Origin of the sequence: Rothia endophytica, assembly GCF_039543885.1 — a bacterium.
GTDB classification, from domain to species: Bacteria; Actinomycetota; Actinomycetes; order Actinomycetales; family Micrococcaceae; genus Rothia; species Rothia endophytica.
Genome location: NZ_BAABKP010000001.1, coordinates 1,105,893 through 1,120,105 on the forward strand (window position 1 = coordinate 1,105,893; position 14,213 = coordinate 1,120,105).

14 protein-coding genes are annotated in these 14,213 nt (G+C 54.0%); all 14 read left to right on the forward strand.

Annotated elements, in window-relative coordinates:
* Positions 1-4 precede the first annotated feature (4 nt).
* The 14 genes from efp to metK all read left to right on the forward strand — a co-directional run bounded on the left by efp (position 5) and on the right by metK (position 14,204).
* Positions 5-568: an elongation factor P gene (efp, locus tag ABD982_RS05000; RefSeq protein WP_251380131.1), complete on the forward strand. Its 564-nt coding sequence runs from the start codon at positions 5-7 to the stop codon at positions 566-568.
* A complete protein-coding gene (gene nusB, locus ABD982_RS05005; RefSeq protein ID WP_237203650.1) occupies positions 568-978 on the forward strand; it encodes a transcription antitermination factor NusB in 411 nt (136 codons plus the stop codon). The genes efp and nusB overlap by 1 nt, the downstream gene beginning before the upstream one ends.
* Before the next feature lie 185 nt (positions 979-1,163).
* Positions 1,164-1,763 carry a bifunctional pyr operon transcriptional regulator/uracil phosphoribosyltransferase PyrR gene (gene pyrR, locus ABD982_RS05010; RefSeq protein WP_251380130.1) on the forward strand — a complete coding sequence of 200 codons (600 nt, stop codon included), beginning with the start codon at positions 1,164-1,166 and terminating at the stop codon, positions 1,761-1,763.
* Positions 1,763-2,746 carry an aspartate carbamoyltransferase catalytic subunit gene (locus ABD982_RS05015; RefSeq protein ID WP_345445242.1) on the forward strand — a complete coding sequence of 328 codons (984 nt, stop codon included), beginning with the start codon at positions 1,763-1,765 and terminating at the stop codon, positions 2,744-2,746. The genes pyrR and ABD982_RS05015 overlap by 1 nt, the downstream gene beginning before the upstream one ends.
* Positions 2,747-2,773: 27 nt before the next feature.
* Positions 2,774-4,093, forward strand: coding sequence for a dihydroorotase (locus ABD982_RS05020; protein ID WP_345445244.1), 1,320 nt, complete (start codon positions 2,774-2,776; stop codon positions 4,091-4,093).
* An 18-nt stretch (positions 4,094-4,111) separates the two neighbouring features.
* Positions 4,112-4,636, forward strand: coding sequence for a PH-like domain-containing protein (locus ABD982_RS05025; RefSeq protein ID WP_251380127.1), 525 nt, complete (start codon positions 4,112-4,114; stop codon positions 4,634-4,636).
* 61 nt (positions 4,637-4,697) lie between these two features.
* A complete protein-coding gene (gene carA, locus ABD982_RS05030; protein WP_251380126.1) occupies positions 4,698-5,861 on the forward strand; it encodes a glutamine-hydrolyzing carbamoyl-phosphate synthase small subunit in 1,164 nt (387 codons plus the stop codon).
* Positions 5,862-5,870: 9 nt separating this feature from the next.
* Positions 5,871-9,179: a carbamoyl-phosphate synthase large subunit gene (gene carB / locus ABD982_RS05035; protein WP_345445248.1), complete on the forward strand. Its 3,309-nt coding sequence runs from the start codon at positions 5,871-5,873 to the stop codon at positions 9,177-9,179.
* A gap of 4 nt (positions 9,180-9,183) precedes the next feature.
* Entirely contained in the window at positions 9,184-10,038 is an 855-nt protein-coding gene (pyrF, locus tag ABD982_RS05040) for an orotidine-5'-phosphate decarboxylase (protein ID WP_345445250.1), read from the forward strand.
* A gap of 236 nt (positions 10,039-10,274) precedes the next feature.
* Positions 10,275-10,589 (forward strand): integration host factor, actinobacterial type, encoded by a 315-nt coding sequence (gene mihF, locus ABD982_RS05045; RefSeq protein ID WP_251380123.1) that lies wholly within the window; start codon positions 10,275-10,277, stop codon positions 10,587-10,589.
* A gap of 12 nt (positions 10,590-10,601) precedes the next feature.
* Positions 10,602-11,174, forward strand: coding sequence for a guanylate kinase (gene gmk, locus ABD982_RS05050; RefSeq protein ID WP_251380122.1), 573 nt, complete (start codon positions 10,602-10,604; stop codon positions 11,172-11,174).
* Between the two features lie 143 nt (positions 11,175-11,317).
* The gene (gene rpoZ / locus ABD982_RS05055) at positions 11,318-11,701 is read left to right on the forward strand and encodes a DNA-directed RNA polymerase subunit omega (protein ID WP_425570012.1); all 384 of its coding nucleotides are present in this window, start codon (positions 11,318-11,320) and stop codon (positions 11,699-11,701) included.
* A gap of 12 nt (positions 11,702-11,713) precedes the next feature.
* Positions 11,714-12,955 (forward strand): bifunctional phosphopantothenoylcysteine decarboxylase/phosphopantothenate--cysteine ligase CoaBC, encoded by a 1,242-nt coding sequence (gene coaBC / locus ABD982_RS05060; protein WP_345445255.1) that lies wholly within the window; start codon positions 11,714-11,716, stop codon positions 12,953-12,955.
* A gap of 43 nt (positions 12,956-12,998) precedes the next feature.
* Entirely contained in the window at positions 12,999-14,204 is a 1,206-nt protein-coding gene (gene metK / locus ABD982_RS05065) for a methionine adenosyltransferase (RefSeq protein WP_345445256.1), read from the forward strand.
* The last annotated feature ends 9 nt before the right edge of the window (positions 14,205-14,213 follow it).

Consider the following 14,213-nt stretch of genomic DNA (forward strand, 5'->3'; position numbering starts at 1 on the left):
TCTGTTGGCTACTACCGCAGATATCAAGAACGGTGTTGTTCTCAAGATTGATGGCAACCTATGGTCCATCATTGAGTTTCAGCACGTGAAACCCGGTAAGGGTGGCGCATTCGTGCGCACCAAGATGCGTAACATAACCTCCGGCAAGGTAGTTGATAAGACTTTTAACGCTGGCGCAAAAATCGAAACTGCAACCGTTGATCGCTCTGATTACCAGTACCTCTACCAGGATGGTACCGACTACGTCTTCATGGATATGAAGACCTACGACCAGATTAACGTTTCAGAGACTGTTGTTGGCGATGCCGCTAAGTTCATGCTGGAGAACCAGACTGCAACTATCGCAATGCATGAAGGCTCACCTCTCTACATTGAGCTTCCCGCCTCAGTCGTTCTCGAAATCACCTACACCGAACCCGGACTGCAGGGCGACCGCTCAACCGGTGGTACCAAGCCCGCAACCGTTGAAACCGGTGCTGAAATCCAGGTCCCTCTTTTCCTAGAAACCGGCACTAAGGTTAAAGTTGATACCCGTACCGGCGATTACCTCGGTCGCGTTAACGACTAATGAATTCAAGAACTAAAGCTAGACTTCGCGCGCTAGAGGTTCTTTTTGAGGCTGAGCAGCGCGGTGAGGGCGTCATTGATGTTCTTACCAGTCGCAGGCTTCACACCTCAGCGCAAATATCCCTCTACTCTGAGCAGATTGTTCGAGGGGTTCGTGACCGTGAAGAGGAAATCCGTGAGTACATTGAGACATACTCACAGGACTGGACTATGGACCGTATGCCCAGCGTGGACCGTATTGTTCTACTGATTGGTGCTTGGGAACTGCTCTTCAATGATGAGATTCCTGATGCAGTTGCCATCTCAGAAGCAACTGGTTTGGCACGCATGCTCTCCACCGACGACTCACCCAAGTTCGTCAACGGTTTGCTAGACCGCCTGCGCCAGGTTAAACCAACTCTCCTTGCTTAACTACTCATGAGTGCCGCACCTTTTCCGGTGCGGCACTTTTTGTGTCTTAATACTTCTCAAGGTGTGACTTGGTGTTTTATACAGCGAGCAACACTTTGTGTGAAAAGAGATGCCCATGATAAGTTTGGTCTACGACAGCAACCTTTAAGTCCGTCCTGTGAGGCGGGGAAGGAGGCCGGCAACCAATGAGCGATACCAGAAGTGTATTTTCAGCAGGGTCACAACGTGTGATTCTGGAGTCTGCCGACATCGACCGCGCGCTAACTCGAATAGCGCATGAAATTCTTGAGGCTAATAGGGGTGCCCAGAACCTGGTCATCTTGGGCATACCGCGCCGCGGTTACCCGCTAGCACAGCGACTAGCCCAAAAAATCTCTGATACTGATGCATCCTTCAACCCGGCAATGTCGCTGGGTCAGCTCGATATAACAATGTATCGTGACGATTTACGCTCTAGGCCAGGGCGAACCCTCGAACCTACACATCTGCCACCTCTTGGCCTTGATGGTAAGAATGTTTACCTGATTGATGATGTGCTTTTCTCAGGCCGTACTATTCGTGCAGCTCTTGATGCTTTACAGGATTACGGACGTCCCGCCTGCGTACGCCTGGCAGTTCTCGTTGACAGGGGCCACCGCCAACTACCTATCAGGGCGGATCATGTAGGCAAAAACCTACCCACTAACTCAGATGAATCGGTCAAAGTTCTCTTGGAGCCCATTGATGGTGTAGCCGATCAGGTGGTTATTATTCAGCCGGTTGAAGGTACAGGGGAACATCTCTAATGCGTCATTTGCTCGATACTAAAGACCTCAGCCTGGCTGATGCTCTGAACATCCTTGATACAGCCGACTACATGGGTGAAATTGGTCAGCGCGAAGTAAAAAAATTGCCAGTTCTTCAGGGCCGTACCGTGGTTAACCTCTTCTTCGAGGACTCCACCCGAACCCGCCTTTCCTTTGAAGCGGCAGAGAAGCGCCTGTCAGCTGACATCATTAACTTCTCAGCCAAAGGTTCATCTGTTTCTAAGGGTGAATCGCTTAAAGATACTGCTCAGACCCTGGCTGCGATCAATGCAGATGCCGTTGTCATTAGGCACGGCGCTTCTGGCGCTCCTCAGCGTTTAGCTGAGGCTGGGTGGATTGATGTTCCTGTTCTCAACGCCGGCGATGGAACCCATGCCCACCCTACCCAGGCACTGCTTGATGCTATGACCCTGCGCCAGTTCCGTGCTCAAACCACGGGGGCCGAAACCAGGGGGCTCACTCTTGAGGGGATGCGGGTCGCTATAGTGGGCGACATCCTGCATTCCAGGGTGGCGCGTTCTAACCTCTGGCTTCTGACAACTCTGGGGGCGCAGGTTAAGTTTGTCGCTCCACCTACTCTTTTACCGGTAGAAACAGAAGACTGGCCCTGCGAAATTTTCTATAACTTCGATGAAGCCATTGAATCTGGGGTTGATGCTGTCATGATGCTACGCATCCAAAAAGAGCGCATGCATAACGCCTTCTTCCCCAGCAGTGAGGAATACTCCAGACTGTGGGGCCTGACACCAGAACGCTTTGCTCGGCTGGACGCAGCGGACCATGAGACCGCTGTGCTTCACCCTGGCCCAATGAACCGCGGTCTAGAAATTAGCGCTGAAGCAGCTGACTCAGACCGTTCATGGGTACTACGACAGGTCACCAACGGGGTTTCTGTGCGCATGGCAGCACTCTACCTCCTGATGACCGGTGGCAAATCAGTCGACTTTTACCCCAGCGCCTAAACGTGAGAATGAAGAAAAGAGAAGACCGTGACTAAACCATCAACCTATCTAATCAAGGGCGCTTCACTGCTGGGCGAACGCGAGGCGGACATCCTCATTCGTGACGGTCTGATTGCTGAAGTAGGGGCTGACGTGTCATCGCCTGAAGCAGACATCATTGACGCTAAGGGTCTTATTGCTCTGCCCGGTCTCGTTGATTTGCACACCCATTTGCGGGAACCAGGCTTGGAAGATGCTGAGACCGTAGAAACCGGTAGCCGTGCTGCGGCCCTGGGTGGTTACACCGCTGTATTTGCTATGGCTAATTCCAACCCGGTAGCCGATACTGCCGGTGTGGTTGAACAGGTTTACGAGCTGGGCAGGAAATCAGGTTGGACCGAGGTGCAGCCCATCGGTGCCGTTACCGCAGGTCTCGCCGGTGAGCGCCTGTCTGAGATCGGAGCTATGGCAGAATCTCGCGCCAAAGTGCGAGTATTCTCTGATGATGGCATGTGCGTGTGGGATCCGGCACTTATGCGCCGAGCCCTTGAATACGTTAAAACTTTCAACGGTGTTGTTGCACAGCATGCTCAGGAGCCCCGTCTAACCGAGGGCGCTCAGATGAACGAAGGTAAAGTCTCTGCAGAGCTTGGCCTTGCTGGCTGGCCAGCTGTGGCAGAAGAGTCAATTATTGCCAGGGATGTTTTATTGGCGGAGCATGTGGGTTCACGTCTGCATATTTGCCACCTTTCCACTAAGGGATCGGTTGAAATCGTTCGTTGGGCAAAAGAACGCGGTATTGATGTTACCGCTGAGGCAACCCCCCACCACCTGCTACTGACCGATGAACTCGTGCGCACCTACGACCCTGTCTACAAGGTCAACCCGCCCCTGCGCACTGAAGAAGATGTGATGGCTCTGCGTCAGGCTATTGCGGACGGAATCATCGATATTATTGGCACCGATCATGCGCCTCACCCCACCGAATCTAAGGATTGCGAGTGGGCGTGTGCTGCCAACGGTATGACCGGGCTAGAACAGGCTCTATCGATTGTCCAGAAAACTCTGGTTGATACCGGGCTCATTTCCTGGGCTGATGTGGCTCGTATCATGAGCGCTAAACCAGCTGAAATTGGCCTGGCAACGGGGCAGGGGCGTCCACTGGAAGCCGGCGAACCAGCCAACCTGGTTTTGGTTGACCCCGCCGCGACTCGCACCATTGACCCCCAGGCTCAAGCCACCAAGGGCAAGAACAACCCCTACCGGGGTTTGGAAGTCCCAGGTGCCGTCATGGCAACCTTCTATGGGGGTCACCCGGTGGTTAAAGACGGCAAGCTGACCACTCCCGTGACCCACGCTGGCAACTAGGGGATCGAAGGTAGATTCGTGGACAGACTCCTACCACTATCTCTTCTAGTACTGCTCTGTGCCCTAATTTTTTGGGGCATGTGGGCTGGCTGGAAGGGGCGTCAAAAACGTCAGAAAGGCACGGGGGTTCTTGCTCCTGTCCCTGAGCGATACGAGGACGCCGAAAGCCTGCTTGCCGTCCCCGGTGTTTACATTGCAACCACCCATATGGGGGACTGGTTGGACCGTATCGCTACTAACACTCTCGGTGTTAAGGCAGCCGGCACTCTCTTTATCTTCGAGGACGCTGTAGTTATCGCTAGAGATGGCGCTCAAGACCTCTGGGTTCAAGCCAGCGATATTATTGCGGTGCGAACAGAAGCCGGCATGGCCGGTAAGTTCGTGGAGAAAAACGGTCTCGTGATGCTGTCCTGGGACCTCAACGGTACGCCCGTTGATACCGGATTCCGCACCCGTTTTGCAGCCGATAAAAAGACTGTTCTTGACACTATTCAGCAGATTGCACCCCAGGCGTTAGAAGAGCTACCGGCACCTTCTGCCTAAGTTTATAAATCTTTGGGGTTAAACCCCTACACCCGACCAACCTACGACAGGAAGTACGTGAATGACCCAGTTAGCATCTAGCGAGCGTGTAGCGGTTCTCGTATTAGAGGACGGCACAGTGTTCCGCGGCCAGAGCTACGGAGCTACCGGAAGTACCCTCGGTGAAGCAGTATTCTCCACCGGTATGACCGGTTATCAAGAAACCCTAACTGACCCCTCATACGCGGGCCAGATTGTGGTACAGACTGCGCCCCACATCGGCAACACAGGTGTCAATGAAGAAGATGCCGAATCTCGTAAGATTTGGGTTTCAGGCTACGCTGTGCGAGATGCCGCGCGTCGAGCCTCTAATTGGCGCTCTGAGCGCACCCTAGATCAGGAGCTTGTGGAGCAGGGAATTGTTGGGATTCAAGGCATCGACACTCGTGCACTGACCCGCCACCTGCGGAGCGCAGGAGCTATGCGTGCCGGTATTTTTACCGGCAAGGAGGCTCTCGCATCCACCGAGACATTGGTGGAAAAGGTCAAGGCGAGTGCGCAGATGCAGGGGCAGAAACTGGCTGATACGGTATCCATCGATCAGGCTTACACCATCGAACCAGCCGACCAGGGCTGGGAGGGGGAGCCTAAGGCAACCCTGGTTGCCCTGGATCTGGGCATCAAAGCCATGACCCCCAAGCGTTTTGCTGAGCGAGGGGTGCGCGTACACGTCCTACCGGCAACTGCCACTCTAGAGGATATTAAGTCCTACCAGCCGGATGGCGTCTTCTTTTCCAACGGCCCCGGTGACCCGGCGACCGCTGACGACCAGGTTGCCTTGCTGCAGAGCGTCCTGCGCACCGGTACCCCCTTCTTCGGTATCTGCTTCGGCAACCAGTTGCTGGGTCGGGCCCTAGGCTTTGGCACCTACAAGCTTCCCTTCGGTCACCGGGGTATCAACCAGCCGGTCATGGATCGTACCACCGGTAAAGTCGAAATTACCGCCCAGAACCACGGATTTGCTGTGGATGCACCCCTGGACGGCGCAGTTGAAGCCCCCCACGCTGAGTTCGGCAGGGTTGAAGTTTCACACATCGGTCTCAACGACCAGGTAGTTGAAGGGTTACGCTGCCTAGATATCCCAGCTTTTTCTGTGCAGTACCACCCAGAGGCAGCCGCTGGTCCCCACGACGCAGCCTACCTCTTTGACCGTTTTATTGACCTCATGCTTGCGAAGAAGAACTAAGGAAGAACCATGCCCAAACGTCAAGATCTCAACTCTATTCTCGTCATTGGTTCTGGCCCCATCGTTATTGGTCAGGCTGCCGAATTCGATTACTCCGGCACCCAGGCTCTGCGAGTTCTCAAGGAGGAAGGCGTTCGCGTCATCCTGGTTAACTCCAATCCGGCTACCATCATGACAGACCCCGAGTTTGCCGATGCGACCTACATCGAGCCGATTACTACCGAAGTGATTGAAAAGATTATCGCTAAGGAAAAGCCGGATGCGATTCTCCCCACTCTGGGTGGCCAGACCGCCCTCAATGCTGCCATTGCTCTCGATGAGGAGGGAATATTAGAGAAATACAAGGTCGAACTCATTGGCGCTAACATTGAGGCAATTAACCTCGGCGAAGACCGTGAAGCCTTCAAGGGTGTTGTTGAACGTGCCGGCGGCGAGTCTGCAAAGTCAGTCATCGTTCACACCATGGATGAAGCCCTAGAGGCTGCCAAGATCCTTGGCTACCCCATGGTGGTGCGCCCGTCCTTCACCATGGGTGGTCTGGGCTCAGGTATGGCCTACAACGAGGAGGACCTCCACCGTATCGCCGGTGCCGGTATTCAGTACAGCCCCACCAGCGAGGTTCTGCTCGAAGAATCTATTTTGGGCTGGAAAGAATACGAACTTGAAATGATGCGAGACAAGAACGACAACGTAGTGGTCGTTTGCTCCATCGAAAACTTCGACCCCGTTGGTGTGCACACCGGTGACTCCATCACCGTTGCTCCGGCACTCACCCTCACAGACCGCGAATACCAGAAACTTCGCGACATTTCTATTAACGTGATTCGCGAAGTTGGTGTCGACACCGGTGGCTGTAACATTCAGTTCGCAGTTGATCCGGCCACCGGGCGCGTTATCGTCATTGAGATGAACCCCCGCGTCTCCCGTTCGTCGGCACTGGCGTCCAAGGCAACAGGTTTCCCGATTGCAAAGATCGCCACCAAGCTTTCCCTGGGCTACACCCTGGATGAAATCCCCAACGACATCACCCAGAAGACCCCGGCGTCCTTTGAACCTACCCTCGACTACGTTGTGGTCAAGGTTCCTCGCTTCGCCTTTGAGAAGTTCCCCGCAGCTGATCCTACGCTGACCACCACTATGAAGTCCGTGGGTGAGGCGATGGCTCTGGGGCGAAACTTTACCGAGGCACTGCAGAAGGCTATGCGCTCCCTGGAGCAGAAGGGTGGAGCCTTCTCCTACGCTAACCCTGAGTTGTCAGCAGAGAAGTTGGCTGACCTCATTGAGAAATCTAAGACTGCCACTACGGATCGTATTCACCAGGTACAGCGGGCACTTCTAGCGGGAGCTACCGTTGAGCAGATGTTTGAGGCAACCAAGATTGACCCCTGGTTCCTGGACCAGCTGGTGCTACTCAACGAGGTAGCCGGCGAAATCGCTGCTTCCAAAAACCTCAATGAGGAGTCCCTACGCCTAGCGAAGCGACACGGTTTCTCTGACGCCCAGATTGGCGAGATTCTCAACATGGACGAGGCTGTGGTGCGCGGTATTCGCCACGCACTGGATATTCGCCCCGTCTTCAAGACCGTGGATACCTGTGCAGCCGAGTTTGAGGCATTCACTCCCTACCACTATTCCTCCTATGACATGGAGGATGAGGTCGCACACCACGAGAAGCCCTCAATCATGATTCTGGGTTCTGGGCCCAACCGTATCGGTCAGGGTATCGAGTTCGACTACTCCTGTGTGCACGCTTCGATGGTGTTGCGCGAAGCAGGTTATGAGACCGTTATGGTCAACTGTAACCCTGAGACAGTTTCAACCGACTACGATATCTCAACCCGCCTCTACTTTGAGCCTCTCACCCTGGAAGATGTGCTTGAAGTTGTTGAAGCGGAACGCCGCACCGGTGGGCTGATGGGCGTTTTTGTGCAGCTCGGTGGGCAGACCCCGCTGAAGCTCGCGCAGGAACTCAAGGCAGCTGGAATTCCGATTCTAGGTACCTCACCCGAGGCTATTGACCTCGCCGAAGACCGCGGTGAATTCTCGCGAGTTCTGGAAGATGCCGGTCTTATCTCACCCAAAAACGGCACCGCCTCGACCTTTGAGAACGCCAGGCGAATCGCTGATGACATCGGCTACCCGGTTCTGGTGCGCCCCTCCTACGTTTTGGGGGGTCGCGGTATGGAGATCGTTTACAGCGAAGAACAGCTGGCTCGCTACCTAGAAAATGCGACTGAAGTTTCTCCTTCCCAGCCGGCTCTCATTGATAAGTTCCTTGAAGATGCCGTTGAAATCGATGTTGACGCTCTCTACGACGGCACCGAGCTTTACCTCGGCGGTGTCATGGAACATATTGAAGAAGCTGGCATTCACTCGGGCGACTCTGCCTGCACCTTGCCACCTATCACCCTCAGCCCGGACATCATTGCCAAGGTTGCAGATGCCACCGAACGCATTGCAGCCGGCGTAGGTGTTCGCGGTCTGATCAATATTCAGTTCGCGGTAGCTTCAGATATTCTCTATGTCATCGAAGCTAACCCCCGCGCATCACGCACCGTTCCCTTCGTCTCCAAGGCAACCGGCGTCCAGATGGCTAAGGCAGCCGCCCTCATCGGTACGGGTCAAACCATCAGCCACCTTAAGGAAGAAGGCTACCTGCCTACATCAATGGATGGTGCCAGCCTTCCGGCAGATACAGCAATCGCCGTCAAAGAAGCGGTTCTGCCTTTTAGCCGTTTCCGCACACCGGAAGGTGTTGTCGTGGATTCACTGCTCGGCCCCGAGATGCGCTCAACTGGTGAAGTCATGGGTCTTGACCCGCATTTCGATACCGCTTTTGCTAAGGCTGAAGCATCCGTCGGCTCCTTCTTGCCCACCGAAGGCAAAGTCTTTGTCTCGGTTGCTAACCGCGACAAACGCAACAGCATTATCTACGTAAAGATGCTCCAGCAGCTGGGCTTTGACATTGTTTCAACCGGTGGCACCGCTGAGGTTCTGCGTCGCAACGGGGTAAAGGCTCAGGTCGTTTCAAAGATTGCTGAAACAGCTAAGGGTGAGCGCTCCATTGTCGATATGATTCGCGATGGTGAAATCAACCTCATCCTCAACACTCCCTCGGGAGGTCAGGCGCGAGGCGATGGCTATGAAATCCGCGCAGCTGCAACCTCTGTGGGCTGCCCTATCATGACCACGGTCTCTGAGTTTGGTGCTGCTGTTCAGGCTATCAACGCACTCCGTGATTACAGCTGGGAAGTGATGAGCCTCCAGGAACACGGGGCATCGATCCGTGAAGCGATTTCTCAGCGTGAGAGTGCATAAGCGTATGAGCAATGTGCTTCCTTTCGGTGATCGACTTTCACGCGCAATGGCAGAGAAGGGGCCTTTGTGCGTGGGAGTTGACCCCCACCCAGGGCTCCTAGCTCAGTGGGGACTTGAAGATACAGCTGCCTCATTGGAGTACTTTGCCTTCACCGTTCTGGACGCCTGCGGGGACGTTTCGGCGGCTCTAAAACCCCAGGTAGCTCTGTTTGAACGTCACGGCTCAGCCGGTCTTGCGGTGCTAGAGAAGTTTCAAGCTAAAGCTGCTCAGCAGGACGTCTTAGTGGTGGCAGATGCTAAGCGCGGAGATATTGGGTCAACCATGGCTGCGTACGCAGATGCCTGGCTAGGTGAGGCGTCGCCTTTGGCCACCGATTCAGTAACCTTGAGCCCCTATCTAGGCTTTGAATCTCTGCGACCAGCCCTTGACCTCGCTTCAAAGAACCAGCGAGGTACCTTTGTGCTAGCTCTTACTTCTAACCCGGAAGGAAGGAGTGTGCAGCACATTGGGGGGCCTGAAAAGTCGGTAGCGGGCTCAATTGTTCAAGCAGCTCAGCGTGAAAATGAATCTTCTGCCTGGCAGAATATGGGCCCCTGTGGTCTGGTCATTGGGGCTACGGTGGGTCAGGCCTTATCTAAGCTCAACATTGATCTTTCTACCTTCAACGGTCCAATTCTTTCGCCCGGATACGGGGCTCAGGGGGCTTCAGCCGAGGATCTTTACAGGATCTTTGAAGGCATTGAGCGCCAAGTGCTGGTGAACTCTAGCCGCGGTGTTCTGAGCGCCGGGCCTCATCGTTCTAGTTTGAGGGACGCTGCACAGCGTGCTGCTGAGGAGCTGGACTCGGCCTCACGATAGGGTTAGATGAGAATAAGATGGCGGGGAAGGAAGCATCCCCGCCATTTCTATATTTATTATATTACCCGCGGGTAACTTACTTTGAAAAAACCGCCTGACGTGCTAATTTATAATTGTTTGATCGCAAATAGCTTTCGTTTGATTTCCTCTGGGTATTACCTATAAGAAAAAAGCTATTACACATTTGTATATTCCATGTTCGCACCGTGAACACCTCGCACATAAGGAAGGCAATCATGCCCCTCAAACCCCTCACCGAAGAACAGCGCGCCGCAGCCCGTGAAAAGGCCAAAAAAGCCCGTGTTATCCGTGCTGAAATGAAAGAAGCTGTTAAGAATAAGCAAATTACCATCTCAGAGGTCCTTCAGCGCGCTGAAACTGATGAAGCTGTCGCTAGACTGAAGGTAACCGATCTTCTCACCTCCCTACCGGGTGTTGGCGAAGTTCGAACTGAAAATATTCTGAAAGATCTGAATATTGCTGCGTCTCGCCGCTTGCGTGGTCTTGGCATCCACCAGCGTCGAGCACTCATCAATCTTCTTGACCGTTAAGGGCTAGATACCGTGGCAGAAACTCACCAGATACCCAAACTCACCGTTTTGGCCGGTCCAACAGCTGTAGGCAAGGGGACCGTGTCTACCTACATTCGTGAGAACTACCCGGACGTATGGTTCTCGGTTTCTGCTACCACGCGTGATCCCAGACCTGGTGAAGAAGACGGAATCCACTACTACTTTGTCTCTGATGAAGAGTTTGACTCAATGGTCGAAAACCGTCAGATGCTGGAGTGGGCAACCGTGCATAACTCGTACAAGTACGGAACCATCCGCTCTATGGTTGAACGTCAGCTCAAAGCTGGGAAAAACGTACTTCTTGAGATTGACCTGCAGGGCGCACGTCAGGTGCGTAACGCCATGCCAGAAGCTCAGCTGATTTTCTTGGCGCCTCCTAGCTGGGATGAATTGGTATCCCGCCTAATCGGTAGAGGTACTGAATCTGCCAGGGAACAGCAGATGCGGCTTGAAACAGCAAAAGTTGAGCTGGACGCTGAGCCCGAGTTTGACCATACGGTCATTAATGATTCGGTGCCAGAAGCTGCCGAAGCGATTATTGAACTCATGGGCGTAGAGCGCTAAAGAGTCAGCGCGGGCGGCACTAGTGGAACATCACCTCTGGGCCGCCTGCGTTTTACGTGACAAAAAATCGGTTCGCCTATAGTATTAGTAGAGTTTTTGCCACCGGATTGCGGTGGCGCAGTCCAGTAAAGATGGAGTCTTACGTGGCTAACGCACACAACGATCAAGGTATCATCAACCCCAGCGCAGACGCTCTGATTAAGAAGGCTGAGTCTAAGTATGGTCTGGTGATTATCGGTGCTCGCCGTGCCCGTCAGATCAACGCTTACTACTCACAGCTGCACGAGAACCTCTACGATCACGTAGGTCCCCTGGTTGATTCAGAGCCCAACGAGAAGTCACTATCTGTGGCTATGCGTGAAATTAATGAAGATCTGGTTGAAGCTCGCCACGTGCCCGATGGCAAGTTTGATGAAAACGGCACCCTGATTCACGACGACGAACCCAGCGCTTTCCTGGGTGCAGATTTCTACATCGACGAGCCCTTCGTGGAATACGTCGATGCTGAAGACGCCGAACAGGCATAGTTTCTAAAAACAATGCGCGTCATTATCGGCATTGGCGGGGGCATCGCTGCTTATAAAGCAGCGATGCTCCTGCGTCTTTTTTCTAAAGCTGGCCACGAGGTAGTAGCTATTCCTACCGAAGCGGCTCTTAAGTTCATTGGCCGGCCCACTCTTGAAGCTCTTAGCGGTAACCCTGTGTCGGTTGATGTTTTTGACCGGGTGCCCGAGGTCAATCATGTGCGCCAGGCAGAGAGAGCCGATGCTGTTGTCATTGCGCCGGCAACGGCAGATTTGATGGCACGCTTAGCCAGCGGTCGAGCTGACGACCTACTCTCGGCAACCGTTCTCACCACCTATGCTCCGGTGATTCTGGCCCCAGCGATGCATACTCAAATGTGGGAGCACCCAGCTACCAGGTCTAATGTTAAGACTCTGCGCGGTTTTGGTTATCACATCATTGAACCAGCCGTTGGGCGCCTGACGGGGCCTGATTCCGGCATCGGTCGCTTGCCAGAGCCCGACGATATTTTCGCGCAGGCACAAGCAATTTTAGGGTGGGACGTGGATGAAGCGGCCCCGGCTGATGTGCCCTTGTCAGGACGCCGCGTGCTAGTTACCGCCGGAGGCACGCGTGAGGATTTAGACCCGGTCCGTTTTTTGGGTAACCGTTCCTCAGGTAAACAAGGTTTTGCCCTGGCGAGTGCAGCGAAGCAGCTAGGAGCCAGTGTGCACCTCATCGCGGCACATGTGGAAGTGGAGCTTCCGACCGGTCTCGATACCGTAACCCGTGTGTCTAGCGCAAGAGAGCTACGTGAGGCTACTTTAGTAGCCGCACAAGGGGCCGATGTTGTGATTATGGCTGCTGCTGTGGCGGATTTCCGACCGGCTGACTACGCTGACTTCAAGATTAAGAAGACCGATGATCCGGGGCAGGACCCCGTCATACATCTGGTGCGTAACCCGGATATTCTGCGAGAGCTCGTGGAACATCGGTCAGCTAACAGAGAGGCTGGCCCACAGCTTATCGTTGGCTTTGCAGCTGAAACCGGTGATGAGAGTGCTAGTCCGTTGGACTACGGACGTGCAAAGTTAGCCCGTAAGGGGTGCGACTATCTAGCGGTTAATACCGTGAGCGCCACCCAGGGTTTTGGGACTGAGGTCAATACTCTGACCATCCTTTCTGCCAATGGGGTTGAGCCCTTGGTGACTCAGGGAACTAAATATGAAGTTTCTGAAGACCTCCTGCGTCATCTAGCGCAACACCTCAATAATTAATCATCTTTACCTCCAGTTAGACCAAGAGAAGTACAGTAGAACCGTGACTGAAAATAACCATCTTCGCCTTTTTACCAGTGAGTCTGTGACCGAAGGTCACCCTGACAAAATCTGTGATCAAATTTCTGATGCCATCCTCGACGCTCTGCTTGAGACTGACCCCCGCTCTAACGTTGCTGTTGAAACCATGGTCACTACCGGGCAGGTACACGTTGCCGGTGAGGTAACCACCAACGGATACGTGGATATCCCCAGCATCGTGCGCAGAACCATCCTGGATATTGGCTACAACTCCTCAACCCACGGTTTCGATGGGGAGTTCTGCGGTGTTTCCGTTTCTATCGGTGAACAGTCCGGTGATATCAACGCAGGCGTCTATACCTCTCTCGAAGAACGCCAGGGCACAGCAGTAGATGAGCTTGATAAGCAGGGCGCCGGAGACCAGGGCATCATGTTCGGGTATGCAACTAACGAGACCAAGGCTTTGATGCCTGCTCCCATCTTTGTGGCGCACCGTCTTGCTGAGCAGCTCACCAAGGTGCGTAAGGACGGCACTCTGCCCGACCTGCGCCCTGACGGTAAAACTCAGGTAACTATGGGGTACAACGAAGATTTCATCCCCGTCACCATTGATACAGTGGTAGTTTCAACCCAGCATACTGCCGATTACGATCTGGACCGGCTGGCTGCTGACGTCCGTGAGCACGTGATTGAGCCCGTCCTCGGTAACTTCAATTTTGACGCTAGCGCTGCCAAAGTCATTATTAACCCTGCTGGCCGTTTTGTTCAGGGCGGCCCCGTGGGCGACGCTGGCCTGACCGGCCGCAAGATTATTGTTGATACCTATGGGGGCATGTCTCGTCATGGTGGTGGTGCTTTCTCCGGCAAGGACCCCTCAAAGGTAGACCGGTCGGCTGCTTACGCTATGCGATGGGTAGCCAAGAACATTGTGGCAGCCGGTCTAGCAGACCGTGCAGAGGTTCAGGTTGCCTACGCCATCGGCCAGGCTACTCCCGTTGGTATTTATGTTGAGACCTTTGGAACAGAGAAGGTTGCTGTCTACAAGATTGAGGCGGCAATTCGTGAAGTTTTTGACCTGCGCCCGCTGGCCATCATTCGTGATCTTGAGCTGCGCCGCCCTATCTACAAGAAGACTGCGGCTAACGGCCACTTTGGCCGTGAGGGAGCTGACTTCACCTGGGAACGTACCAACCGTGTAGCCGAGCTGAAAGCCGCTGTTGGCCTATAGTAAACTAGC